The organism is Pseudomonas sichuanensis, from assembly GCF_003231305.1.
GTDB lineage: Bacteria > Pseudomonadota > Gammaproteobacteria > Pseudomonadales > Pseudomonadaceae > Aquipseudomonas > Aquipseudomonas sichuanensis.
Genome location: NZ_QKVM01000004.1, coordinates 1 through 21600 on the forward strand (window position 1 = coordinate 1; position 21600 = coordinate 21600).

At 66.0% G+C, this 21600-nt stretch carries 22 protein-coding genes, 1 other RNA gene and 1 pseudogene; 14 read left to right on the top strand and 10 right to left on the bottom strand.

Going from position 1 to position 21600, the window contains the following annotated elements:
- The first annotated feature begins 2 nt into the window (after positions 1–2).
- Positions 3–524 carry a gamma-glutamylcyclotransferase gene (locus tag DM373_RS02945; RefSeq protein ID WP_244215030.1) on the top strand — a complete coding sequence of 174 codons (522 nt, stop codon included), beginning with the start codon at positions 3–5 and terminating at the stop codon, positions 522–524.
- A 74-nt stretch (positions 525–598) separates the two neighbouring features.
- On the opposite strand, the gene DM373_RS02950 is transcribed toward DM373_RS02945, so the two are convergent.
- Positions 599–1576 carry an NADPH:quinone oxidoreductase family protein gene (locus DM373_RS02950; RefSeq protein ID WP_110992142.1) on the bottom strand — a complete coding sequence of 326 codons (978 nt, stop codon included), beginning with the start codon at positions 1574–1576 and terminating at the stop codon, positions 599–601.
- Between the two features lie 158 nt (positions 1577–1734).
- On the opposite strand from DM373_RS02950, the gene DM373_RS02955 reads away from it, so the two are divergent.
- Positions 1735–2139: a flagellar basal body-associated protein FliL gene (locus DM373_RS02955; RefSeq protein WP_110992312.1), complete on the top strand. Its 405-nt coding sequence runs from the start codon at positions 1735–1737 to the stop codon at positions 2137–2139.
- Here DM373_RS02955 and DM373_RS02960 read toward each other — a convergent pair whose 3' ends face one another.
- Positions 2140–2592, bottom strand: a complete 453-nt coding sequence (locus tag DM373_RS02960) for an EVE domain-containing protein (RefSeq protein WP_110992143.1) — start codon at positions 2590–2592, stop codon at positions 2140–2142.
- 177 nt (positions 2593–2769) lie between these two features.
- Between DM373_RS02960 and DM373_RS28900 the strand changes: the two genes are divergently transcribed.
- On the top strand, positions 2770–2922 hold the full coding sequence (locus DM373_RS28900) for a hypothetical protein (protein ID WP_167409789.1): 153 nt from the start codon (positions 2770–2772) through the stop codon (positions 2920–2922).
- Between the two features lie 19 nt (positions 2923–2941).
- Here the strand turns inward: DM373_RS28900 and DM373_RS02965 are convergent, their stop codons facing one another.
- The 4 genes from DM373_RS02965 to DM373_RS02980 form a co-directional block, all read right to left on the bottom strand.
- Positions 2942–3550 carry a 5-formyltetrahydrofolate cyclo-ligase gene (locus DM373_RS02965; protein WP_110992144.1) on the bottom strand — a complete coding sequence of 203 codons (609 nt, stop codon included), beginning with the start codon at positions 3548–3550 and terminating at the stop codon, positions 2942–2944.
- Between the two features lie 61 nt (positions 3551–3611).
- Positions 3612–3791: non-coding RNA, 6S RNA (ssrS, locus tag DM373_RS02970), on the bottom strand.
- A gap of 17 nt (positions 3792–3808) precedes the next feature.
- Complete coding sequence (locus tag DM373_RS02975; RefSeq protein ID WP_110992145.1) at positions 3809–4129, bottom strand: cell division protein ZapA; 321 nt, start codon at positions 4127–4129, stop codon at positions 3809–3811.
- Complete coding sequence (locus tag DM373_RS02980; protein WP_110992146.1) at positions 4126–4335, bottom strand: TIGR02449 family protein; 210 nt, start codon at positions 4333–4335, stop codon at positions 4126–4128. Before DM373_RS02980 ends, DM373_RS02975 begins: the two co-directional genes overlap by 4 nt.
- A gap of 153 nt (positions 4336–4488) precedes the next feature.
- Here DM373_RS02980 and DM373_RS02985 point away from each other — a divergent pair, with 153 nt between their 5' ends.
- The 10 genes and pseudogenes from DM373_RS02985 to gcvP all read left to right on the top strand — a co-directional run bounded on the left by DM373_RS02985 (position 4489) and on the right by gcvP (position 16904).
- Positions 4489–5043 carry a YecA/YgfB family protein gene (locus DM373_RS02985; RefSeq protein ID WP_110992147.1) on the top strand — a complete coding sequence of 185 codons (555 nt, stop codon included), beginning with the start codon at positions 4489–4491 and terminating at the stop codon, positions 5041–5043.
- 21 nt (positions 5044–5064) lie between these two features.
- Entirely contained in the window at positions 5065–6399 is a 1335-nt protein-coding gene (gene pepP, locus DM373_RS02990; protein ID WP_110992148.1) for a Xaa-Pro aminopeptidase, read from the top strand.
- Entirely contained in the window at positions 6396–7595 is a 1200-nt protein-coding gene (gene ubiH, locus DM373_RS02995) for a 2-octaprenyl-6-methoxyphenyl hydroxylase (RefSeq protein ID WP_110992149.1), read from the top strand. The genes pepP and ubiH overlap by 4 nt, the downstream gene beginning before the upstream one ends.
- The gene (locus DM373_RS03000; protein ID WP_110992150.1) at positions 7592–8074 is read left to right on the top strand and encodes a DUF4442 domain-containing protein; all 483 of its coding nucleotides are present in this window, start codon (positions 7592–7594) and stop codon (positions 8072–8074) included. The genes ubiH and DM373_RS03000 overlap by 4 nt, the downstream gene beginning before the upstream one ends.
- A gap of 9 nt (positions 8075–8083) precedes the next feature.
- A complete protein-coding gene (locus DM373_RS03005; protein WP_167409793.1) occupies positions 8084–9301 on the top strand; it encodes a 2-octaprenyl-3-methyl-6-methoxy-1,4-benzoquinol hydroxylase in 1218 nt (405 codons plus the stop codon).
- A 155-nt stretch (positions 9302–9456) separates the two neighbouring features.
- On the top strand, positions 9457–10458 hold the full coding sequence (locus tag DM373_RS03010; protein ID WP_110992152.1) for an extracellular solute-binding protein: 1002 nt from the start codon (positions 9457–9459) through the stop codon (positions 10456–10458).
- A gap of 110 nt (positions 10459–10568) precedes the next feature.
- Positions 10569–12191 carry an ABC transporter permease gene (locus DM373_RS03015; protein ID WP_110992153.1) on the top strand — a complete coding sequence of 541 codons (1623 nt, stop codon included), beginning with the start codon at positions 10569–10571 and terminating at the stop codon, positions 12189–12191.
- A gap of 124 nt (positions 12192–12315) precedes the next feature.
- Positions 12316–13398, top strand: coding sequence for a glycine cleavage system aminomethyltransferase GcvT (gene gcvT, locus DM373_RS03020; RefSeq protein ID WP_110992154.1), 1083 nt, complete (start codon positions 12316–12318; stop codon positions 13396–13398).
- Between the two features lie 49 nt (positions 13399–13447).
- Entirely contained in the window at positions 13448–13831 is a 384-nt protein-coding gene (gcvH, locus tag DM373_RS03025; protein WP_110992155.1) for a glycine cleavage system protein GcvH, read from the top strand.
- 199 nt (positions 13832–14030) lie between these two features.
- Positions 14031–16904 (top strand): annotated as a pseudogene (gcvP, locus tag DM373_RS03030) (aminomethyl-transferring glycine dehydrogenase).
- 172 nt (positions 16905–17076) lie between these two features.
- Here gcvP and DM373_RS03035 read toward each other — a convergent pair.
- The 3 genes from DM373_RS03035 to DM373_RS03045 form a co-directional block, all read right to left on the bottom strand.
- Positions 17077–17391: a DUF2388 domain-containing protein gene (locus tag DM373_RS03035; protein WP_110992156.1), complete on the bottom strand. Its 315-nt coding sequence runs from the start codon at positions 17389–17391 to the stop codon at positions 17077–17079.
- A gap of 93 nt (positions 17392–17484) precedes the next feature.
- Positions 17485–19164 carry a GspE/PulE family protein gene (locus tag DM373_RS03040; protein WP_110992157.1) on the bottom strand — a complete coding sequence of 560 codons (1680 nt, stop codon included), beginning with the start codon at positions 19162–19164 and terminating at the stop codon, positions 17485–17487.
- 100 nt (positions 19165–19264) lie between these two features.
- Positions 19265–19591: a hypothetical protein gene (locus tag DM373_RS03045; protein ID WP_110992158.1), complete on the bottom strand. Its 327-nt coding sequence runs from the start codon at positions 19589–19591 to the stop codon at positions 19265–19267.
- A gap of 125 nt (positions 19592–19716) precedes the next feature.
- On the opposite strand from DM373_RS03045, the gene DM373_RS03050 reads away from it, so the two are divergent.
- Positions 19717–20187: an Lrp/AsnC family transcriptional regulator gene (locus tag DM373_RS03050; RefSeq protein ID WP_110992159.1), complete on the top strand. Its 471-nt coding sequence runs from the start codon at positions 19717–19719 to the stop codon at positions 20185–20187.
- On the opposite strand, the gene DM373_RS03055 is transcribed toward DM373_RS03050, so the two are convergent.
- A complete protein-coding gene (locus tag DM373_RS03055) occupies positions 20176–21567 on the bottom strand; it encodes a CYTH domain-containing protein (protein ID WP_110992160.1) in 1392 nt (463 codons plus the stop codon). The genes DM373_RS03050 and DM373_RS03055 overlap by 12 nt on opposite strands.
- Between the last annotated feature and the right edge of the window lie 33 nt (positions 21568–21600).

Sequence of the window (21600 nt, forward strand, 5' to 3'; positions counted from 1 at the left end):
CGGTGTGGCTGTTTGCCTATGGCTCGTTGATCTGGCGCCCTGAGTGCAATTCGGTCGAGCGCCAGCGGGCGCGGGTGCATGGTTATCACCGTGGCCTTTACCTCTGGTCTCACGAACATCGCGGCACCCCGGAATGCCCTGGGCTGGTGTTCGGCCTTGATCGTGGCGGTTCGTGCAGCGGGTTCGCCTACCGCCTGGACGAGAGCAACCTGGACGATTCGCTGATGGCCTTATGGCAACGCGAGATGCCTTACCCGGCCTATCGCCCGCACTGGCTCAGTTGCCGCCTGGGTGACGGCAGCAAGGTGCAGGCCCTGGGTTTTGTGCTGGAAAGGCACCTGCCGTGCTACGCGGGTAACCTGCCAGACACCCTGTTCAGCCAGATCCTCGCCAGCGCCACAGGGCGCTATGGCACCACGCGCGAGTATGTGGAGCAGACGCTCAATGCCCTGCGCAGCCACCAGATGCCGGATCGCAACCTGGAGGCGCGGTTCAGGCGCTGCCATAACCTGCGTGAGGTCTGAGTTTCTGGCTGCCTGAGCGGGCCTCATCGCTGGCAAGCCGCGGCGGCGATGAGGCCAGAACAGCCATGACAATGCTACCTGGCCACCACCACCAACTTGCCCACCGCCTGGCGCTGCGCCAGCCGCTCGATCGCCGCACCCCCTTCAGCCAAAGCATAAGTCTGCGACACCAACGGCTTCAGCTTGCCCTCGGCATGCCAGGCAAACAGCTGGCGGAAGTTGGCCGCGTTGTCCTCCGGCTGGCGTTGGGCGAACGCTCCCCAGAACACCCCGATCACTGCCGCGCCCTTGAGCAGCGCCAGGTTCACCGGCAGCTGCGGGATCGTGCCGCTGGCAAAGCCCACCACCAGCAGCCGGCCGTTCCACGCCAGCCCCCGCACGGCCTGCTCGAACAGCGCGCCGCCCACCGGGTCGTAGACCACGTCCACCCCCTGGCCGCCGGTCAGGCGTTTGATCTCGTCCTTCAGGCTGGCCTGGCTGTAGTCGATCAGCTCGTCGGCCCCGGCGGCCTTGGCCACCGCCAGCTTGTCGGCGCTGCTGGCTGCAGCGATCACCCGCGCACCCAGGGCCTTGCCGATTTCCACCGCAGCCAGGCCCACGCCCCCCGAGGCGCCCAGCACCAACAGGGTCTCGCCGGCCTTGAGCTGGCCACGCTGGGTCAGTGCGTGCATCGAGGTGCCGTAGGTCATGCCGAAGGCGGCGGCGGTGGTGAAGTCCATGCCTGCGGGGATCGGCAACACGTTGTAGAACGGCACCGCCACCTGCTCGGCGAAGGCGCCCCAGCCGGTCAGGGCCATGACCCGGTCACCGACCTTGAACGCGCCGGCCTTCTCGCCGACCGCTGCGACCACGCCGGCCGCTTCACCGCCGGGCGAGAACGGCAGGGGCGGCTGGAACTGGTACTTGCCTTCGATGATCAGGGTGTCGGGAAAGTTGACCCCGGCGGCATGCACCTCGAGCAGGATCTCGTTCTTCTTCGGCGCGGGGCTGGCGACCTCTTCCAGAACCAGGTCCCGCGCCGGGCCCAGGGCTTTGCACAACAAGGCTTTCATCAGGGCTATTCCTTTGCGTGTGGTGGCCGATAAGTGTAGGAGGGCCGTTTGGCGGGTCAACGAGCATGGCCCGCCCTGATGTGCCGGCATAAGCCCGGGCTTGGGTTTGCCCGGCGCGCTGGGTAAGCTGGCGCCAACTGTATTGAGGAGCGTAATTGGTGAAAGCGTGGATCTTGATGGTGCTGGCCCTGATGCTGCCAGCCGTGGCGATGGCCGAGGAGGCCAAGGAAGGGGCGCCCAAGGTGAGCTATATCAGCCTCAGCCCGCCCTTCGTCGGCAACTATGCCCTTGACGGCAGCCCCAAGCTGCGTGTGTTCAAGGCCGACGTTGCCCTGCGCGTGACCGGCGATGCCGCCGCCGCTGCGGTCAAGCACCACGAGCCGCTGATCCGCAACCAGCTGGTGGCGCTGTTCACCCAGCAGGGTGTGGACAACATGAGCAACGTCGAAGCCAAGGAAAAACTGCGCCAGGACGCGCTCAAGCAAGTGCAGCAGGTGATGGAAGCCGAAGAGGGCAAGCCGATCGTCGAGGACCTGCTGTTCAACAACCTGATCGTGCAGTGATCAACGGCTCAGGGCGATGATCGCCTCCCACTGGGCTGCGGTTACCGGCATCACCGACAGGCGGCTGCCCTTCTGCACCAGCGGCAGTTCCTCAAGGGCGGCCTGCTGCTTGAGCAGCCCCAGGCCGAGTACCTGGCGCAAGGTCTGCACATGCTCTACGTCCACGGCGCTCCAGGGGTTCTTGTCGGCGCTGGCCTTGGGGTCGTGATAGTGGCTTGCAGGGTCCAGCGCGGTTGGGTCCGGGTAGGCGGCGGCGCTGATCCGGGCAATGCCGGCCACGCCGGGTTGCGGGCAGCTGGAGTGATAAAAGAAAAATTCGTCGCCGACGCTCATGGCCCGCAGAAAGTTGCGCGCCTGGTAGTTGCGCACCCCGTCCCAGCGGGCGGTGCCGAGCCTTGCCAGGCCTTCGATGGAGAGTTCGTCGGGCTCGGATTTCATCAGCCAGTAGGCCATGGATACTGCTCCTGAAAGGGTTTGAAATAACTCGTTGCATCAAACCGACAGCCGGTTGGCGTCAACGTTTGCGTGTGGGCTCACGTTGGCGGAAAATGCGCCGATTTTAAAGACAGACGCTCCGGCCGCCACCCATAAAGGCGCCGAGCACGGACAGTTTGCCTAGGGGGGCATTCGATGAAACAACGTAAACCGGACCTGCTCTGGATCCTCGCCTTCATTTTCGGCCTGGGCGTGGTGACTACCGGTTATGCGCAGGGCCTGTGGGAGCGCAAGCTGGACGCCGCCAGCCAGCAAATGCCGGTCGACCCGGCGCAACAGCAGCGCTGATCCACATTTTCGAGCCTGATCACCTCGGCGCCAGGTATCTGTCACGGTCCGAGACCGTCCCCCGCAGCGGTACATCCCAGCTTGCCTGAGTGAGGCGTTCGACCTTCTGGCATTCGTGCGCCAGCCCCAGCAACAGCGGTTTTTTCCAGGCCTTGCGCCGCCCCAGGTAGGCCAGGCTGCGGTCGTAGAAGCCACCGCCCATGCCCAGGCGCCCCCCCATTTCATCGAAACCGACCAGCGGCAGCAGGACCAGGTCCAGCGCCCAGACGGGTCGTTGGCGCTTGCGCTCGATTATCGGCTCCGAGATCCGGAAGCGATTAGGCCTTAGTTTTTCACCCTGCTCGAAGCGCTGGAACACCATGCGCGTGCGTGGCCAGGCGTGCAGCACCGGCAGGTAGACGCGCTTGCCGCGCTTGTGTGCCTCGCGCAACAGCAGGCGCGGGTCGATCTCGCCGTCGTTGGGCAGGTACAGGGCAATGTGGCGGGCGCGGCGGAACAACGGATCCTGCGCCAGCTGGCGGTACAGGCCAAGCGCGGCCTGGCTTTGCTGGGCGGGTGTGAGGGCGCGGCGCGCATTGCGCAGCAGGCGGCGAAGCTGGGGGCGGGTGAGCGGCGCGGTGTCGGTCATGGCACGGGCGGTCCCTGAAGAAACGAAAAGCCCGCCGTTGGAGGCGGGCAGTTCTGAATGCAGGCTCCCCGACAAGACCGCTATCGGTGTAGCCCTTGAACCCGAAAGTTCAAGGTGGAGATTGCAGGGGGCGTTAAGGCTTTCCGTCGGGCGGACATGCACACCGGCCCCAGCGTGCAACCCCCGTGGTTGTGCGTATCGGCTCAGGGACATAACCGACTGGCGCATCCCCCAGGGAGTGGCGCCAGTATACCAATCTCAATCGTTTTTGCTAACCGGATCGTCGGCCAGCGCCTGATCGACCCGTTCCAGCAGGTCGCGCACCTGCTCGCGGGTGGTGCCGCCACTGCTGGCCGCTTCCGGTCGGTCCTGGCGGTGCAGCAGCTCGTGGGTAATGTTCAGGGCGGCCATGACCGCGATGCGGTCGGCGCCGATCACTTTGCCGCTGCTGCGGATCTCGCGCATCTTGCCGTCGAGGTAACGGGCGGCACCGACCAGGTTGTTGCGCTCCTCGGGCGGGCAGATGATCGAGTATTCCTTGTCGAGGATCTGGACGGTGACGCTATTGCTTGAACTCATGAGTCTTGCTCCAGGGCCTTGAGACGCAGGATCATCGATTCGATCTTGCGCTTGGCGATCTCGTTCTTTTCGATGAGGTGGGCGCGCTCCTCGCGCCAGGTTTTTTCCTGCGCTACTAAGAGTGCATTTTGCCGTTTTAGTTGCTCGACCCGCTCGATCAGCGACTCGAACCGGCTCATCAGCGCTTGCAGGTCGTTCTCTTGCATGGGTTGCACTCGATTCGCTCCATCGTCGACTCACCTTGCGATCATGCCCGCACAGTCGCCATGCGGCCAGTGCTGATGGTCTTGGCGCGCCTGCCGGTGCTAGGATACAAGGCCTTCATTCTAGTCATTGCGCCGTCTGGCGCCTAGCTGCCCATGCCCAATACCCAATCGCCCTACATCGCCTTCGCCATGCTGCTGTCCAGCAATGGCCACCCTGTCACCCCGGCCGAGCTGCATGGCCTGCTGATCGGCCGCAGCTGCGCCGGTGCCGGCTTCGATGCCGAGGCCTGGCTGGCCGACGCCGCCCAACTGCTGGAAACCGAACCCGGCGACACGGTTCGCAATGCCCTGGTCGGCCTGCAGGAGATGGTCAAGGCCGAGCTGACCGGCGAAGACGTCGCCATCGTGCTGCTGCTGCCTTCCGACGATGCCGCGCTGAGCGACCGCGCCACCGCGCTGGGCCAGTGGTGCCAGGGCTTCATCACCGGTTTCGGTTTGAACGCCGGCGGCAAGGACCTGTCCACCGATGCCAAGGAAGTGCTCCAGGACCTGGTAGCCATTTCGCAAGTCCAGGAAGCGTTGGAAGAGTCCGAGGACGGCGAGAGCGACTACATGGAAGTCATGGAGTACCTGCGTGTCGCGCCGCTGCTGCTGTACACCGAGCTGGCCGCACCGGCCGCGCCCGCGCCCAAGCCATCGCTGCACTGATCGATTCGGGGTCGTTTGCCCATGAGCCACATACCCAAGGCGGAGTACGCCCGTCGGCGCAAGGCGCTGATGGCGCAGATGGTCCCCAACAGCATCGCCATCCTGCCCGCCGCCGCCGTTGCCATCCGCAACCGCGACGTCGAGCACGTCTATCGCCAGGACAGCGATTTCCAGTACCTCAGCGGCTTCCCCGAGCCCGAGGCGGTGATTGCCCTGATCCCTGGCCGCGAGCATGGCGAGTACGTGCTGTTCTGCCGTGAACGCAACCCGGAGCGCGAGCTGTGGGATGGCCTGCGCGCCGGCCAGGACGGTGCGATGCGCGACTTCGGTGCCGACGACGCCTTCCCCATCACCGATATCGACGAGATCCTGCCCGGCCTGATCGAAGGCCGCGAGCGGGTCTACAGCGCCATGGGCAGCAACCCCGAGTTCGACCGCCGTTTGATGGACTGGATCAACGTGATCCGTTCCAAGGCCCGCCTGGGCGCGCAACCACCGAACGAATTCGTTGCCCTGGATCATCTGCTGCACGACATGCGCCTGTATAAATCGGCGGCGGAAGTGAAAGTCATGCGCGAGGCCGCGGCGATCTCGGCGCGGGCCCATGTGCGGGCCATGCAGGCCTGCCGCGCCGGGCTGCACGAATACAGCCTGGAAGCCGAGCTGGGCTACGAGTTCCGCAAGGGTGGGGCGAAGATGCCGGCCTACGGCTCGATCGTCGCGGCCGGGCGCAACAGCTGCATCCTGCATTACCAGCAGAACGACGCGCCGCTCAAGGACGGTGACCTGGTGCTGATCGACGCCGGTTGCGAGATCGACTGCTACGCCAGCGACATCACCCGCACCTTCCCGGTCAGCGGGCGTTTTTCGCCGGAGCAGAAGGCGATCTACGAACTGGTGCTCGCGGCCCAGGCCGCGGCCTTCGCGGTGATCGCCCCCGGCAAGCATTGGAACCATGCCCACGAGGCCACCGTGCGGGTGATCACCGAAGGCCTGGTGGAACTGGGCCTGCTCAAGGGCGAAGTGCAGGCGCTGATCGACAGCGAGGCCTACCGCGCCTTCTACATGCACCGCGCCGGGCACTGGCTGGGCATGGATGTGCACGACGTGGGCGAATACAAGGTCGGCGGCCAGTGGCGCGTGCTCGAACCGGGCATGGCCCTGACCGTCGAGCCGGGCATCTACATTGCCGCCGACAACCAGAACGTCGCGAAGAAATGGCGCGGCATCGGCGTAAGGATCGAGGACGACGTGGTAGTCACCAGGCAAGGTTGTGAAATCCTCACCTCGGGCGTACCGAGAACCATCGCCGAGATCGAAGCGCTGATGCTCGATGCCCGCAAGGCTGTGGCATGAGCCGGGTCAACCTGGCGATCATCGGTGGCGGGCTGGTTGGCGCCAGCCTTGCCCTCACGCTCCAGGCCGGGGCCAAGGCCCGCGGCTGGAAAATCCTGCTGATCGAGCCGTTCGCCCCGGGCGACAGCTTCCAGCCCAGCTACGACGCGCGCTCCTCGGCGCTGTCCTACGGCACCCGGCAAATCTACGAACAGTTGGGCTTGTGGCAGGCCATCAGCCGCCGCGCCGAGCCGATCAGCCAGATCCAGGTGTCCGACCGTGGCCGCTTTGGCGCCACCCGCCTGGATGCGCTCGAAGAGGGCGTGCCGGCGCTGGGTTACGTGGTCGAAAACGCCTGGCTCGGCCAGTGCCTGTGGCAAGCCATCGACAATGAGGTGGTGAGCTGGCGCTGCCCGGCTGAGGTGAAGGCGATGCAGGCCATCGCCGGCGGCTACCGCCTGCAACTGGACGACGACACTTCGCTGGAGTGCGACCTGGCAGTGCTGGCCGACGGCGGCCGCTCTGGCTTGCGTGAACAGTTGGGCATCCACGTGCGCAGCACGCCTTATGACCAGAGCGCGCTGATCGCCAACATCACCCCGGGCGAGGCCCACCGCGGCCAGGCGTTCGAGCGCTTTACCGAACAAGGCCCGATGGCGTTGCTGCCGTTGCCGGAAAACCGCTGTGCGCTGGTCTGGACCCGCCAGGGCATGGACGCCCGACGCCTGGCCGAGGTTGACGAGCGCAGCTTCCTGCGTGAGCTGCAGGACGCCTTCGGCTACCGTCTCGGCGCCTTGCGCCAGGTGGGCGCGCGGCACCTGTACCCGCTGGCGCTGGTCGAGGCCCAGGAGCAGGTACGTCCGCACCTGGTGGCGCTCGGCAACGCCGCCCACAGCCTGCACCCGATTGCCGGCCAGGGCTTCAACCTGTCGCTGCGTGACGTGCAGTCGCTGGCCGACGCGCTGCTGGCCGGCCCGCAACAACCGGGCGACCTGGCCACGTTGCAGGCTTACCAGCAGCGCCAGCGGCTCGACCAGGCGCTGACCATCGGCTTCTCTGACCAGGTCACCCGCGTGTTCGGCAGCAACCAGCCACTGATCACCACCGGGCGCAACCTTGGCCTGCTGGGCCTCGACCTGTTGCCGCCGGCAAAAAGCTGGTTCGCCCGGCAGGCCATGGGCCTTGGCACCCGCCCTGACCCGCGGGGCCGCCCATGAGCGATCCCCGCAAGCTAGCGCGCAAGGCCCGCCTGCTGCGCTGGTTGCTCAACTGCTACCCGCCCTACCTGGGGGCCGGCATCCGCGTCCAGGCCATCAGCCCAGACATGCGCAGCGTCAAGGTGCGCATGAAACTGACGCGGTGGAACCGCAACTACGTCGGTACCCAGTTCGGCGGCAGCCTGTACTCGATGGTCGACCCGTTCTACATGCTGCTGCTGATCGAGCAGCTGGGGCGCGAATACATCGTCTGGGACAAGGCCGCCAGCATCGATTTCATCTCGCCGGGCAAGGGCCCGGTGTACGCCGAATTCCACGTCGACGACGCGCTGCTGGACGAGATTCGCCAGCAGACCGCCAGCGGCAAGAAATACCTGCCCAGGTTGCAGGTGGAGATCCGCGATGGCGCCGGCGAGCTGGTGGCGCGGGTCGACAAAACCCTATATGTGCGGCTCAAGCCGCAAGCGAGGCAGGCGTAAGGCATGGAAATGCGCGCAGATCTGTTGATTGTCGGTGCCGGTATGGTCGGCAGCGCCCTGGCCCTGGCCCTGCGCCACAGTGGCCTGGAAATCCTCCTGCTCGATGGCGGCCCGCTGTCGGTCAAGCCTTTCGATGCCCAGGCGCCGTTCGAGCCGCGCGTCAGTGCGCTGTCGGCGGCCAGCCAGCGCATCCTCGAGCGCCTTGGCGCCTGGGACGGCATCGCCCGGCGGCGGGTCTCGCCGTATTCGGACATGCATGTCTGGGATGGCAGCGGCACCGGGCAGATCCACTTCTCGGCGGCCAGTGTGCACGCCCAGGTGCTCGGCCACATTGTCGAGAACCGGGTCATCCAGGATGGCCTGCTGGAGCGTCTGCACGACAGCGACGTCGGCCTGCTGGCCAACGCTCGCCTGGAGCAGCTGCGCCGCTCCGGCGACGAGTGGCTGCTGACCCTCGCCGATGGCCGCACACTGCGCGCGCCGCTGGTGATCGCCGCCGACGGCGCCAATTCGGCGGTGCGCCGCCTGGCCGGTTGCGAAACCCGTGAGTGGGATTACCTGCACCACGCCATCGTCACCAGCGTGCGTTGCAGCCAAGCACACCGCACCACGGCCTGGCAGCGTTTCACCGACGAAGGCCCGCTGGCTTTTCTGCCGCTCGACCGCGATGGCAAACAGGACTGGTGTTCGATCGTCTGGTCGACCACCCCGGAGCAGGCCGAGCAGGCCATGGCAATGGACGACGCGGCGTTCCGCGCTGCGCTGGAGCGTGCCTTCGAAGGGCGTCTGGGCGAGGTGCTGGAAGCGGACTCGCGGGTGTGCGTACCGCTGCGCCAGCGCCATGCCAAGCGTTATGTGGATGAGGGCCTGGCGCTGATCGGCGATGCCGCCCACACCATTCACCCGCTGGCGGGGCAGGGGGTCAACCTGGGCTTCCTCGATGCCGCGGTGCTGGCCGAGGAGCTGGTGCGCGCCACTGAGCGTGGCGAGCGTCTGGCCGATGTGAAGGTATTGAGCCGCTACGAGCGCCGGCGCATGCCGCACAACTTGGCGCTGATGGCGGCGATGGAAGGCTTCGAGCGATTGTTCCAGGCCAACCCGTTGCCGTTGCGCTGGTTGCGTAACAGCGGCTTGAAGCTGGTGGAGCAGATGCCTGAGGCCAAGGCGCTGTTCGTGCGTCAGGCGCTGGGGTTGTCTGGGGACCTGCCGGAGCTGGCCAGGGCTTGAGGTCCAATCGCGGGGCAAGCCCGCTCCCACGCCAGTCCTGTGGGAGCGGGCTTGCCCCGCGATTGTTTGCAACATCTGGTAACTGCTCGGCAGGTGAGCCAGAAAATGGGATTCACTACCATTCGCACCTCTCATATCAGCGAGGAGTGCCCCCCATGTTGCCCCGCAAACCCCTACTGGCCGCCCTGGCCCTCACGCTGTTCGGCGGCACCGCCCAGGCGGCGGACGAAGTGGTGGTGTACTCCTCGCGCATCGACGAGCTGATCAAGCCGGTGTTCGACGCCTATACCGCCAAGACCGGCGTCAAGGTCAAGTTCATCACCGACAAGGAAGCGCCGCTGATGCAGCGCATCAAGGCCGAGGGCCAGAACGGCGTGGCCGACCTGCTGCTCACCGTCGATGCCGGCAACCTCTGGCAGGCCGAGCAGATGGGCATCCTGCAGCCGATCAAGTCAGACATCATCGACAAGAACATCCCTGCGCAATACCGCGCCTCGTCCCACGACTGGACCGGCCTGAGCCTGCGTGCGCGGACCATCGTCTACTCCACCGAGCGCGTGAAACCTTCGGAGCTGAGCACCTACGAAGCCCTGGCCGACAAGCAGTGGGAAGGCCGCCTGTGCCTGCGCACGGCGAAGAAGGTCTACAACCAGTCGCTGACCGCCACGCTGATCCAGAACCACGGTGAGGCTGAAACCGAAAAACTGGTCAAAGGCTGGGTCAACAACCTGTCCACCGACGTGTTCTCCGACGACACCGCACTGCTCAATGCCATCGCCGCCGGCCAGTGCGACGTGGGCATCGTCAACACCTACTACTACGGCCGCCTGCACAAAGAGAAGCCTGACCTGCCAGTGAAGCTGTTCTGGCCAAACCAGGGCGACCGTGGCGTGCACGTCAACCTGTCGGGCATCGGCCTGACCAAGCATGCACCGCACCCGGAAGCGGCGAAAAAGCTGGTGGAGTGGATGACCGGCGAGGATGCGCAGAAACTGTTCGCCGACATCAACCAGGAGTTCCCGGCCAACCCCAAGGTAAAGCCTTCGGAAGAAGTGGCGGCCTGGGGCAGCTTCAAGGCTGACAGCATTCCGGTGGAAGTGGCCGGCAAGCGCCAGGCCGAGGCTATTCGCTTGATGGATCGGGCTGGCTGGAACTGAGTCCAACGCCTTATTCTTGAGCATTCATCGCGGGGCAAGCCCGCTCCCACGTGGCCCGTGGGAGCGGGCTTGCCCCGCGATGCTATGTCACTGCAGAAGAGATCCCCGCCTTGCCCCACGCCCCCCAACGCCGCTGGTACCCCCCGGTCTTTCTCATCGCCGCGCTGGTCCTGCTGCCGCTGAGCGTCCTGCTGCTGTCCTGGCAGACGGTCGACCTGCAGATCTGGTCGCACCTGCTCGACACCCAGATGAGCCGCCTGCTGGGCAACACCCTGACCCTGGTGCTGGGCGTCGGTGTCGGCGTGACTGTGGTGGGCGTAAGCCTGGCCTGGCTCACCAGCCTCTGCGAGTTCCCTGGGCGGCGCTGGCTGGATTGGGCGCTGATGCTGCCATTCGCCATCCCGGCCTATGTCCTGGCGTTCGTATTCGTTGGCCTGCTGGATTTCGCCGGCCCCGTGCAGAGCGCCCTGCGCGAAGTCTTCGGGCCGATGCGCCTGCCCCGGGTACGCTCCACCGGCGGGGTGATCACCGTGCTGGTGCTGGTGTTCTACCCCTACGTCTACCTGCTGGCGCGCACCGCGTTCATGGCCCAGGGCAAGGGCCTGATGGAGGCGGCGCGGGTGCTGGGGCTGTCGCCGTTGCAGGCGTTCTGGCGGGTGGCATTGCCCATGGCGCGGCCGGCCATCGGTGCGGGTATCGCCCTGGCGCTGATGGAGACACTGGCCGATTTCGGCGCGGTGTCGGTGTTCAACTTCGACACTTTCACCACCGCCATCTACAAGACCTGGTACGGCTTCTTCAGCCTGTCCAGCGCGGCGCAGCTGGCCAGCCTGCTACTGCTGGCAGTGATGCTGGTGCTGTACGGCGAGCGTCGTTCACGCGGCGCCAGCCGCAGTGGCAACGAACGGCCTCGGGGGCAGGCGCTCTATCATCTGCGGGGCATCAAGGCGTTCGCCGCCAGCAGCTGGTGCCTGCTGGTGTTCGCCTGCGCCTTCGTCATCCCGCTGCTGCAACTGCTGGTGTGGTGCTGGCAGCGAGGCCGGCATGACCTGGACGAGCGTTATCTCGGGCTGGTGCTGCATACCCTCTACCTGGGTGGCATGGCGGCGCTGATCACCGTCTGCGCCGCCTTGCTACTGGCCTTTGCCCGGCGCCAGGCGCCGACCACCGGCATCCGTGCCGGGGTCGGCCTGGCGAACCTGGGCTATGCCTTGCCGGGCTCGGTGTTGGCGGTGTCGATCATGCTGGCGTTCAGTTACCTCGACAATCAACTGGTGATTCCGTTTTCGCAATGGTTGGGCGGGGCGGGCAAACCGCTGCTGCTGGGCAGCCTGTCGGCGTTGCTGCTGGCCTACCTGGTGCGCTTCATCGCCGTCGCCTACGGCCCGCTGGAAAGCAGCCTGGAGCGCATCCGCCCGTCGCTGCCGGAGGCTTCACGCAGCCTTGGGGTCGCCGGGCCGAGATTGTTTTTCAAGGTGTATCTGCCGTTGCTGGTGCCGGGTGCCCTGAGCGCTGCGTTGCTGGTGTTCGTCGACGTGCTCAAGGAAATGCCGGCCACCCTGCTGATGCGCCCGTTCGGCTGGGACACCCTGGCCGTGCGGGTGTTCGAGATGACCAGCGAAGGCGAATGGGCGCGCGCCTCGTTGCCGGCGCTGAGCCTGGTGCTGGTCGGCCTGCTGCCGGTCATCGGTTTGATCCGCCGCTCGGCCCATCGTCCGGGGCAACCGCGCTGAGGGTGTCAGGCCGACTGCTTGCGGCTACAATGCGCGGCATTCGCAGCGGCGGCTCCTACAAGAACAGGTGATGACTGAACATCGCCGACTGCCGCCGCCTCGCCACGCCCGGAAGGAGAAACCCATGGGACAGCGTACGCCTCTGTATGACCTGCACCTGGCGCTCGGCGCCAAGACGGTCGATTTTGGCGGTTGGGACATGCCCCTGCACTACGGCTCGCAAGTCGAGGAGCACCATCAGGTGCGCAGTGACTGCGGGGTCTTCGATGTCTCCCACATGACCGTCATCGACATCGATGGCTGTGCCGCCACCCCTTGGCTGCAACATCTGCTGGCCAATGACGTGACCCGCCTCGATGCCCCCGGCAAGGCCCTCTACAGCCCGCTGCTGAACGCCGACGGCGGGGTTATCGACGACCTGATCGCCTACCGCACCGAGGACGGCTATCGCCTGGTGGCCAACGCGGCCACCCGCGACAAGGTGCAGGCCTGGCTGCAGGCGCACAGCGCCGGTTTCGCCATCAGTTTCAAGCTGCGCCCGGAGCTGGCGATCCTCGCCATCCAGGGCCCGCAAGCTCGCGAGAAGGTCGCAGCCCTGCTCAGCCCCGCGCGCGCGGCCCTGATCCGCGAGTTGCGCCCGTTCGAAGGCGTTGCCGAAGGTGACTGGTTCATCGCCCGCACCGGTTACACCGGCGAAGACGGCCTGGAGATCATCCTGCCCGGCGCGCAGGCCCCGGCGTTCTTCAACGACCTGGTGGGTGCCGGCATAGCCCCGAGCGGCCTGGGTGCCCGCGACACCCTGCGCCTGGAGGCCGGCATGAACCTCTATGGCCAGGACATCGACGAAGCCCACACTCCGCTGACCTCCAACCTGGGCTGGAGCATTGCCTGGGAGCCGGCCGGCCGTGACTTCATCGGCCGGGCCGGCCTGCTGGCGGAAATCGAGCAAGGTGTGCAGGAAAAACTGGTCGGCCTGGTGCTGGAAGAGCGCGGCGTGCTGCGCGCCCATCAGGTGGTCCGCGTGTCCGGGATTGGCGAAGGGGAGATCACCAGTGGTAGTTTCTCTCCTACGCTGAGCAAGTCCATTGCCCTGGCCCGCGTGCCCATTGCTACTGGCGAACGCGCCGAGGTGGAGATCCGCGGCAAGTGGTACCCGGTGCGGGTGGTCAAACCGACCTTCGTGCGCCACGGCAAGATCCTGATCTGACTAATTAAACGGCGGGCCAACCGCTGACCCAATCGAGGAATACAAGACTATGAGCCAAATCCCCGCCGACCTGCGTTTTGCCGAAAGCCATGAATGGGCCCGCCTGGAAGCCGACGGCACAGTGACCGTTGGTATCAGTGACCACGCCCAGCAAGCCCTGGGTGACGTGGTGTTCGTCGAGTTGGCCGAAGTCGGCAAGGTGTTCGCCGCAGGCGACGTTGCCGGCGTGGTCGAGTCGGTGAAGGCTGCCTCCGATATCTACGCCCCGATCGGTGGCGAAGTGATCGCGGTCAACGAAGAGCTGGCCGACAGCCCGGAGTTGCTCAACGAAGAGCCCTACGAATCCTGGATCTTCAAGCTCAAGCCAAGCAACCCGGCCGAGCTGGACAAGCTGCTGGATGCTGCCGGCTACAAGGCTGCCATCGGCGAGTAAGCCTCTGGGGGCGCCATGCGCCCCTATCGCGACACAAGGCCGCTCCTACAGAGGATCGCATTCTCCTGTAGGAGCGGCCTTGTGCCGCGAAAGGGCTGCGAAGCAGCCCCGGCTTTGTGCAAGTTTTCCCGCACCATCCCCGATCCCTTCCTAGACTTGTAAGTCTCCATGAGAACTGGTCCAGGAAGAGATCGTCGCCATGTCCCAGTCGCCGTCCCTGCATCAACTGCAAGCACCCAACCCATTCCTGAGTCGCCACCTGGGGCCCGATGCCCAGGAGCAGCAGGCCATGCTCGACGCCCTTGGCGTCGCCAGCCGCGGCGAGCTGATCGAGCAGACCGTGCCGCCCGGTATCCGCTTCAACCGCCCGCTCGACCTGCCGCCGGCCCTCGATGAACAGGCCGCCCTGGCCAAGCTCGCCGGCTACGCCGCGCAGAACCAGCTGTGGACCAGCCTGATCGGCATGGGCTACCACGCCACCGTCACCCCCACCGTCATCCTGCGCAACGTGCTGGAGAACCCGGGTTGGTACACCGCCTACACGCCCTACCAGCCCGAGATCGCCCAGGGGCGCCTGGAAGCGCTGCTGAACTACCAGCAGATGGTGATCGACCTCACCGGCCTGGCCCTGGCCAACGCCTCGCTGCTGGACGAGGCCACTGCCGCCGCCGAGGCCATGGCCCTGGCCAAGCGCGTGGCGCGCAGCAAGAGCAACGCGTTCTTCGCCGACCAGCATTGCCATCCGCAAACCCTGTCGGTACTCAAGACCCGCGCTGAAGGTTTCGGCTTCGAGCTGATCATCGACTCTGTGGATAACCTCGCCAGCCACCAGGTGTTCGGCGCGTTGCTGCAATACCCCGACACCCACGGCGAAGTGCGTGACCTGCGCCCGCTGATCGACCAGTTGCACGGCCAACAGGCCCTGGCCTGCGTCGCGGCGGATATCCTCAGCCTGGTGGTGCTCACCCCACCGGGCGAGCTGGGCGCCGACGTGGTGCTCGGGTCCACCCAGCGGTTTGGCGTGCCTATGGGCTTCGGTGGCCCCCACGCGGCCTATTTCGCCTGCCGTGACGACTACAAGCGGGCCATGCCCGGGCGCATCATCGGGGTGTCCCGCGATGCCCGTGGCAACACTGCGCTGCGCATGGCCCTGCAGACCCGCGAACAGCACATCCGCCGCGAGAAGGCCAACTCCAACATCTGCACCGCACAGGTGCTGCTGGCCAACATTGCCAGCTGCTACGCCGTCTACCACGGCCCCGAAGGCCTGCAACGCATTGCCCAGCGGGTGCACCGGCTGACCTTCATTCTGGCCGCCGGGCTGGAGAGCAAAGGCATCAAGCGCCTCAACCAGCACTTCTTCGACACCCTCACGCTGGACGTCGGCGGCACCCAGGCGGCGATCATCGAAAGCGCCGAGGCTGCCCGCATCAACCTGCGCATTCTTGGCCGTGGGCATCTGGGCGTGAGCCTGGACGAAACCTGCGACGAAGCCACGGTGCTCAAGCTGTTCGACATCTTCCTCGGCGTCGACCACGGCCTGGACATCGCCACCCTGGACCAGCAAGCCCTGCCCGAGGGCATCCCCGGCGCCCTGGTGCGGCGCACGCCGATCCTGCAGCACCCGGTGTTCAACCTGCACCACAGCGAAACCGAGATGCTGCGCTACCTCAAGCAGCTGGAGAACAAGGACCTGGCGCTCAACCAGTCGATGATTCCGCTGGGCTCCTGCACCATGAAGCTCAACGCCACCAGCGAGATGATCCCGATCACCTGGCCCTAGTTCGCCCTGCCGCACCCGTTCGCCCCGGCCGCCCAGGTGCAGGGCTACAAGGCGATGATCGACGAGCTGGAAAGCTGGTTGTGCGCCATCACCGGTTTCGACGCCATCTGCATGCAGCCCAACTCCGGCGCCCAGGGCGAGTACGCGGGGCTGATGGCGATCACCCGCTACCACCAGAGCCGCCACCAACCCAGGCGTACCCTGTGCCTGATTCCGTCCTCGGCCCACGGCACCAACCCGGCGTCGGCGCAGATGGCCGGCATGGAAGTGGTGATCGTCGAGTGCGACGAGCAGGGCAACGTCGACCTCGACGACCTCAAGGCCAAGGCCCAGGCCGCCGGCGAACGGCTGTCCTGCCTGATGATCACCTACCCCTCGACCCATGGGGTGTACGAGGAGGGCATCCGCGAGATCTGCGAGGTGATCCACCAGCACGGCGGCCAGGTGTACATGGATGGCGCCAACCTCAACGCCCAGGTTGGGCTGGCGCGCCCGGCCGACATCGGTGCCGACGTTTCGCACATGAACCTGCACAAGACCTTCTGCATCCCCCATGGCGGCGGTGGCCCGGGCATGGGGCCGATCGGCATCCGTGCGCACCTCAAGCCGTTCGTCGCCAGCCACCCGGTCGTGCCGGTGCCTGGGCTGGACCCGAACAACACGGCGGTGAGTGCCGCGCCGTGGGGCAGCGCCAGCATCCTGCCGATCAGCTGGATGTACATCGCCATGATGGGGCCACAGCTGGCCGATGCCAGTGAAGTGGCGATCCTGTCGGCCAACTACCTCGTCAGCCAGTTGCGCGATGCCTTCCCGGTGCTCTACAGCGGGCGCAACCAGCGGGTGGCCCACGAGTGCATCCTCGACCTGCGCCCGCTCAAGGCGCTGACTGGCATCAGCGAGGAAGACGTGGCCAAGCGCCTGATGGACTATGGCTTCCATGCCCCGACCATGTCGTTCCCGGTGCCGGGCACACTGATGGTCGAGCCTACCGAGAGCGAGTCGAAGGCCGAGCTGGACCGTTTTGTCGAGGCGATGCTGGCGATCCGCGCCGAGATTGCGCAAGTGCAGGACGGCAACTGGCCGGCCGAGGACAACCCGCTCAAGCATGCCCCGCACACCCTGGCCGACGTGCTGGCGCCGTGGAACCGGCCCTACAGCATCGAGCAGGGCATCGCCCCCAGCGCTCACGCGCGCCAGCATAAATACTGGCCGGCGGTGAACCGGGTCGACAATGTGTATGGGGACCGGAACCTGTTCTGTTCGTGTGTGCCGGTGGAGGCGTATCGCTGAAATTTCCCCCGCCCTGTGAAATCAACGATTTTGTGTTGCTTGTACTGGCCTCATCGCTGGCAAGTCGCAGCGGCGAACCGCAGCTCCCACAAGGTTTGCGCATGGCCTGGGCTGATGCGGTCGGGGTGGGAGCCGGCTTGCCGGCGATTGGGCTACACAGCAGCCTCCTGGATCACTCGGCTACGGCATTCTTGGCCAGGATTGCATTGGCCAGTTCCATGTCGCTGGCCTGCACGCCTGGGTTGTCGGCGCGAACCTGGTTGATGGCTGCTTCCAGGAACGGCCCGCGAATCGCACCGTCACTGGCGACGAAGCTGCCGGCGTCATCCTGGGCGGCGACGATCAGCTTGTGGTCCTTGAAGGTCAGGTAGGTCGAGGCAGTGGTGGCACCCGAGGAGATGATGTTGCGCCAGAACGTGTCGGCCATGGCAGAGCCAATGGGCAGCGCGAACAGGACGGTGGCTGCGATGGCTGTTTTGAAACGCATGATGAATCACCTCGGTCTTTGAGGGCTGTTTGAGATGCCCGTTGGATCATGCCTGCCCGGGCCAAGTTCCCGCTCACACAGGGGATTTCTCACTTATCCACAGACTCGCAGCACCTCCTCCAGGGTGGTCAGGCCCTGCTCGACGCGCTCCTGGCCGCAGCGTTGCAGGTCACGCAGGCCATCGGCCTGTGCCTGCCGGCGCAGGGCGGCCAGGTCGGCGCCTGGGGTGATCCGTTCACGCAGGCTGGCGCTTACCCTGAGCAACTCGAACAACCCTGTGCGGCCCTGGAAGCCGCTGCCCCGGCACTGGCGGCAGGGCTGCTCCTGCTGGGCGCTGTCGCGGCAGGCCGGGCACAGGGTGCGCACCAGGCGCTGGGCCAGCACGCCGATCAGCGTGGCCTTGATCAGGTAGTCGGCCACACCCAGTTCCTGCAGGCGGGTAATGGCACCGCAGGCATCGTTGGTGTGCAGGGTGGACAGCACCAGGTGCCCGGTCAGTGCCGCTTGCACGGCCACCTGCGCGGTCTCGGGGTCACGGATCTCACCGATCATGATGATGTCCGGGTCCTGGCGCAGCAGGGCGCGCACGCCGTCGGCAAAGTTCAGGTCCAGGCCCGGCTGGACCTGCAACTGATTGATGGCCGGTTCCAGGCGTTCGATGGGGTCTTCGATGCTGCACAGGTTCACCTGTGGTGTGGCCAGGTGCCTGAGGCTGGCATACAGCGTACTGGTCTTGCCCGAGCCGGTGGGCCCGGTGACCAGCAGGATGCCCTGGCGCTGGTGCAACAGCGCTTGCCACTGCTGCAGCAGCGAGCCGCCCAGCCCCAGGCGTTCGAGGGTGTCATGCCGTTGCCGAGGGTCGAACAGGCGCAGCACCAGCTTCTCGCCGAACGGCGTGGGCAGGGTGGAGAGCCGCAACTCGATGTCCGCCCCACCGGGTAGGCGGCTTTTAAGCCGGCCATCCTGGGGCCGGCGTTTCTCCGCCACGTTCATCCGCCCCAGGTGTTTCAGGCGGCTGACCATGGCCAGCGCAACCGCCGCCGGGAAGGCGTAGACCGCGTGCAGCAGGCCGTCGATGCGCAGGCGCAGGTGGCCCTGCGCCTGGCGCGGCTCCAGGTGGATGTCGCTGGCGCCTTGTTCGATGGCGTACTGCAGCATCCAGTCGACGATGTGCACGATGTGGGCGTCGTCGGCACTGGCTTGAGCATGGCCAGCGCCCAACTCCAGCAGTTGCTCCAGCTCGCCCAGGCGCGGCGATTGCTGCTGCCCGGCACCGTGCACCGAGTGGGCCAGGTCGTAGAAGGTCGTCGCCAGCTGACGCAGTTGCCTGGGGCTGGCCAGCACCCGGCGCACCCGCTTGCCAAGGCTCAGGGCAAGGTCGGCTTCCCACTCGCGCTGGTAGGGCTGGGCGCTGGCCACGGTAATGCTGCTGTCGTCGATGGCCACCGCAAGGATGCCGTGGCGCTGGGCGAATGCCGCAGAGACCAGGTTGCCGAGGCGGGCCAGGTCGATCTGCAGAGGGTCGATGTGCAGGAATGGCTGGCCAGCCTGATGCGCCAGCCAGCGGCAGAGGCTATCCAGCCCGAGGGTTTGGCCTGGGTGCAGTGGGTCTGGCAGGGCCAGGCCTGCAATCAGTTCCAGAGGATGGTCGGCGGGGTGGGCCCTTGCCCGTTCGAGTGCCTGCAGGGCATCGCTGGCGGTGATGCGCTGCTCGGCCAGCAGGGCGTCGAGCAGGCGGTTGAGGTCGAGGTCGTGGCTATCCTTGGCGAGCATGGCGGCGTCCTGGCCAGGTGAACGAAGGCCTGGAAAGGCTAGCCCGGGTGCCCCACCCTCGGTGCGGCAAAGGATTTCCGGATCTTGCCGCCGGCGGCCTTCAGCTTACTGCCGCGTGCGCCAGGCGCGGCAGGTTGTGCAGGCTGACTTCGGCGACGCAGACCAGGTTGCGCAACTTTTGCGCGATCACTTCGGCGCGGTGCCAGCTCAGGCCGCCGATACCGATCTGCACGTCGAGCAGGTCGTCGCACTGGCTCACTTGCACGCTGTGCGGGGTGAGAAATTGCAGCGCGAACAGGTTCAGCACCCGGCACAAGGTGTCCGGCTCGGCTTCGGCCTGCAGGTGGTAGTGCACGGTGCTGTGCGCGGCCGTGGCGGCCCAGGCGTCGGTGCGGGGCGAAGTGAGGGGGCGTTCGAGTGCGTTCATGCTGGGTCTCCGCGAAAGTGCAGAAATTCTTGCACGTTCGGCGGGGCATATTTTCGCTATGATTCGGCCATTTACGATTTTGACGAATTAATTAATTCGTTTTATCGCGCATTGGAGAATCAATCATGCAAAGCGAACTGGATGCCTATGACCGGCGCATTCTCGAGGTGCTGCAGGCGGACGCTTCATTGTCCAGCGCGCAGGTCGCCGAGCGGGTTGGCCTTTCGCAATCGCCCTGCTGGCGCCGTATCCAGCGTCTGAAAGAGGAGGGGGTGATCCGCGGCCAGGTGACCCTGCTGGATCGCAAGAAGGTGGGGCTCAATACGCAGATCTTCGCCGAGGTGAAGCTCAATGCCCACGGCCGCTCGAACTTCGCCGAGTTCACCGAGGCGATCCGCGGCTTCCCCGAGGTGCTGGAGTGCTACGTGCTGATGGGTTCGGTGGATTTCCTGCTGCGTATTGTCACCCCGGACATCGAAGCCTACGAACGATTCTTCTTCGAAAAGCTGTCGAATGTGCCGGGGATCCAGGAGGTCAATTCGATCGTGGCCTTGTCCGAGATCAAGTCCACGACCAGCCTGCCCTTAACGCGCTGAAGGCGACTTGAGCAGGTACTTCCAGGCGCGGTTCTGTTCGATGGCGCGGGCCTGCTCGATGCGTGCTTCCAGCAGCTCGTCCTTGTGCTCATCGACCAGCGCTTGCTCGGCCAGCTCATGCAGCTTGTTCAACTCACCGTACAAGCGGTCCTGCTGGGGCAGGTCGAGCACCTGGCGGGCATGGTGCATCCAGGCCTGTACCGACTCGATGCGCGGCAGCTGTTCGGCCAGGTCTTCCGGGCGCTGCACGTACAGCGGCAGCTTGAGGGCGCGGGCTTCTTCGCCGAGCAGGTGCTGCAGCCAGCTGGCCAGTTGCGCCTTGCCCTGGCGTTCGCCACGGCCTTTGCGCTCGACGGTCCAGGCACGGGCGGTCAGCCAGCGCGCGGTCTGCAGGGAGAACTGGCCCCAGCGCGGGTCTTCCAGCTCTTCAATGAACTGCTCGGGCGCGGCGCGGCGGATGTCTTCGTCCTCGTTGCCGGCCAGCACCAGCGGGCGCCAGTCTTCCAGCAGGGCATCTAGGCTGGCGCGCAGCTCGCGGGTGGCAGCGCGCGGCGCGGCCTGGCCCAGGCTGCCGGTGAGTGCGCGCAGTTCGGCCAGGCAGTGCACCCAGTCCTGCAGCAGGCGCCAATGGCCGGTGTGGCGGTACTGTTCGGCCAGGCGCTGGCTGCTGCCGAGCAATTGCCAGGCGAGGGCCGCGAAGGCGTCGTCTACCGGCATTTCGGCATCCAGCTCGGCGCTCGGCAGGTCCAGCTCGTAGCTGCCTTCGTCGAGCAGGCGGTAGCCGCGTTCGGCCTTGCTGACGTCACAGGGCATCAGTGGCAGCGTGGCGGCCAGTTCGGCGGCCAGCTCCAGCAGCGCTTCGGGCGCGCCTTCGCGCAGCTCGAGCTCCAGCTCGCAGATGGCTTCCTTGCGTTTGCCGGCGATCACGAAGCCTTGGTCCAGCGCCGCTTCGATCACCACCTTGGCCTTGCCACGGCCCCAGGAAATTTCCGCGTACTCGCGGGTGAAGTCGGTGGTGAACAACGGCTTGATGGTTTTCTTGTCGAGCTCGGCCAGTTGCTCGGGCCAGCAGCTGGCGTCGAGCTTCTTCAGGTCGAGCTTGACCTTGTCCAGCTGCCACTCGTGCTCGTTGCGCTCGGACAGGCCGGCCACGCTCTGGCCGCGGCACTTGAGGGTCTGGATGATCACCTCGCCGTCACGACGCAGGCGCAGGGCGACACGGGCGGCGGACAGCTCACGCTCGGGGGTGTCGAAATACTGATTGAGCAGTTCGCGGGTCTGCCAGCCGGACTTGTTGCGCTTTTTCAGCAACGGGTGCTCGCGCAGGGCGGCAAGGGTCTCGGGGCTGGCGCGGAGTTTGAGTTCGGTTTCTGTGTGCATCGCGGGCTCGGAAGGAGGGGACATCGTTGCCGG

Excerpts from the sequence above, each read along its gene's own strand:
- DM373_RS02950 (WP_110992142.1), bottom strand. The coding sequence starts at position 1,576 with ATGAAAGCCTTGTTGTGCAAAGCCCTGGGCCCGGCGCGGGACCTGGTT.
- DM373_RS02960 (WP_110992143.1), bottom strand. The coding sequence starts at position 2,592 with ATGGCCTACTGGCTGATGAAATCCGAGCCCGACGAACTCTCCATCGAA.
- DM373_RS28900 (WP_167409789.1), top strand. The coding sequence starts at position 2,770 with ATGAAACAACGTAAACCGGACCTGCTCTGGATCCTCGCCTTCATTTTC.
- DM373_RS02965 (WP_110992144.1), bottom strand. The coding sequence starts at position 3,550 with ATGACCGACACCGCGCCGCTCACCCGCCCCCAGCTTCGCCGCCTGCTG.
- DM373_RS02975 (WP_110992145.1), bottom strand. The coding sequence starts at position 4,129 with ATGAGTTCAAGCAATAGCGTCACCGTCCAGATCCTCGACAAGGAATAC.
- DM373_RS02980 (WP_110992146.1), bottom strand. The coding sequence starts at position 4,335 with ATGCAAGAGAACGACCTGCAAGCGCTGATGAGCCGGTTCGAGTCGCTG.
- DM373_RS02985 (WP_110992147.1), top strand. The coding sequence starts at position 4,489 with ATGCCCAATACCCAATCGCCCTACATCGCCTTCGCCATGCTGCTGTCC.
- pepP (WP_110992148.1), top strand. The coding sequence starts at position 5,065 with ATGAGCCACATACCCAAGGCGGAGTACGCCCGTCGGCGCAAGGCGCTG.
- ubiH (WP_110992149.1), top strand. The coding sequence starts at position 6,396 with ATGAGCCGGGTCAACCTGGCGATCATCGGTGGCGGGCTGGTTGGCGCC.
- DM373_RS03000 (WP_110992150.1), top strand. The coding sequence starts at position 7,592 with ATGAGCGATCCCCGCAAGCTAGCGCGCAAGGCCCGCCTGCTGCGCTGG.
- DM373_RS03005 (WP_167409793.1), top strand. The coding sequence starts at position 8,084 with ATGCGCGCAGATCTGTTGATTGTCGGTGCCGGTATGGTCGGCAGCGCC.
- DM373_RS03010 (WP_110992152.1), top strand. The coding sequence starts at position 9,457 with ATGTTGCCCCGCAAACCCCTACTGGCCGCCCTGGCCCTCACGCTGTTC.
- gcvT (WP_110992154.1), top strand. The coding sequence starts at position 12,316 with ATGGGACAGCGTACGCCTCTGTATGACCTGCACCTGGCGCTCGGCGCC.
- gcvH (WP_110992155.1), top strand. The coding sequence starts at position 13,448 with ATGAGCCAAATCCCCGCCGACCTGCGTTTTGCCGAAAGCCATGAATGG.
- DM373_RS03035 (WP_110992156.1), bottom strand. The coding sequence starts at position 17,391 with ATGCGTTTCAAAACAGCCATCGCAGCCACCGTCCTGTTCGCGCTGCCC.
- DM373_RS03040 (WP_110992157.1), bottom strand. The coding sequence starts at position 19,164 with ATGCTCGCCAAGGATAGCCACGACCTCGACCTCAACCGCCTGCTCGAC.
- DM373_RS03045 (WP_110992158.1), bottom strand. The coding sequence starts at position 19,591 with ATGAACGCACTCGAACGCCCCCTCACTTCGCCCCGCACCGACGCCTGG.
- DM373_RS03050 (WP_110992159.1), top strand. The coding sequence starts at position 19,717 with ATGCAAAGCGAACTGGATGCCTATGACCGGCGCATTCTCGAGGTGCTG.
- DM373_RS03055 (WP_110992160.1), bottom strand. The coding sequence starts at position 21,567 with ATGCACACAGAAACCGAACTCAAACTCCGCGCCAGCCCCGAGACCCTT.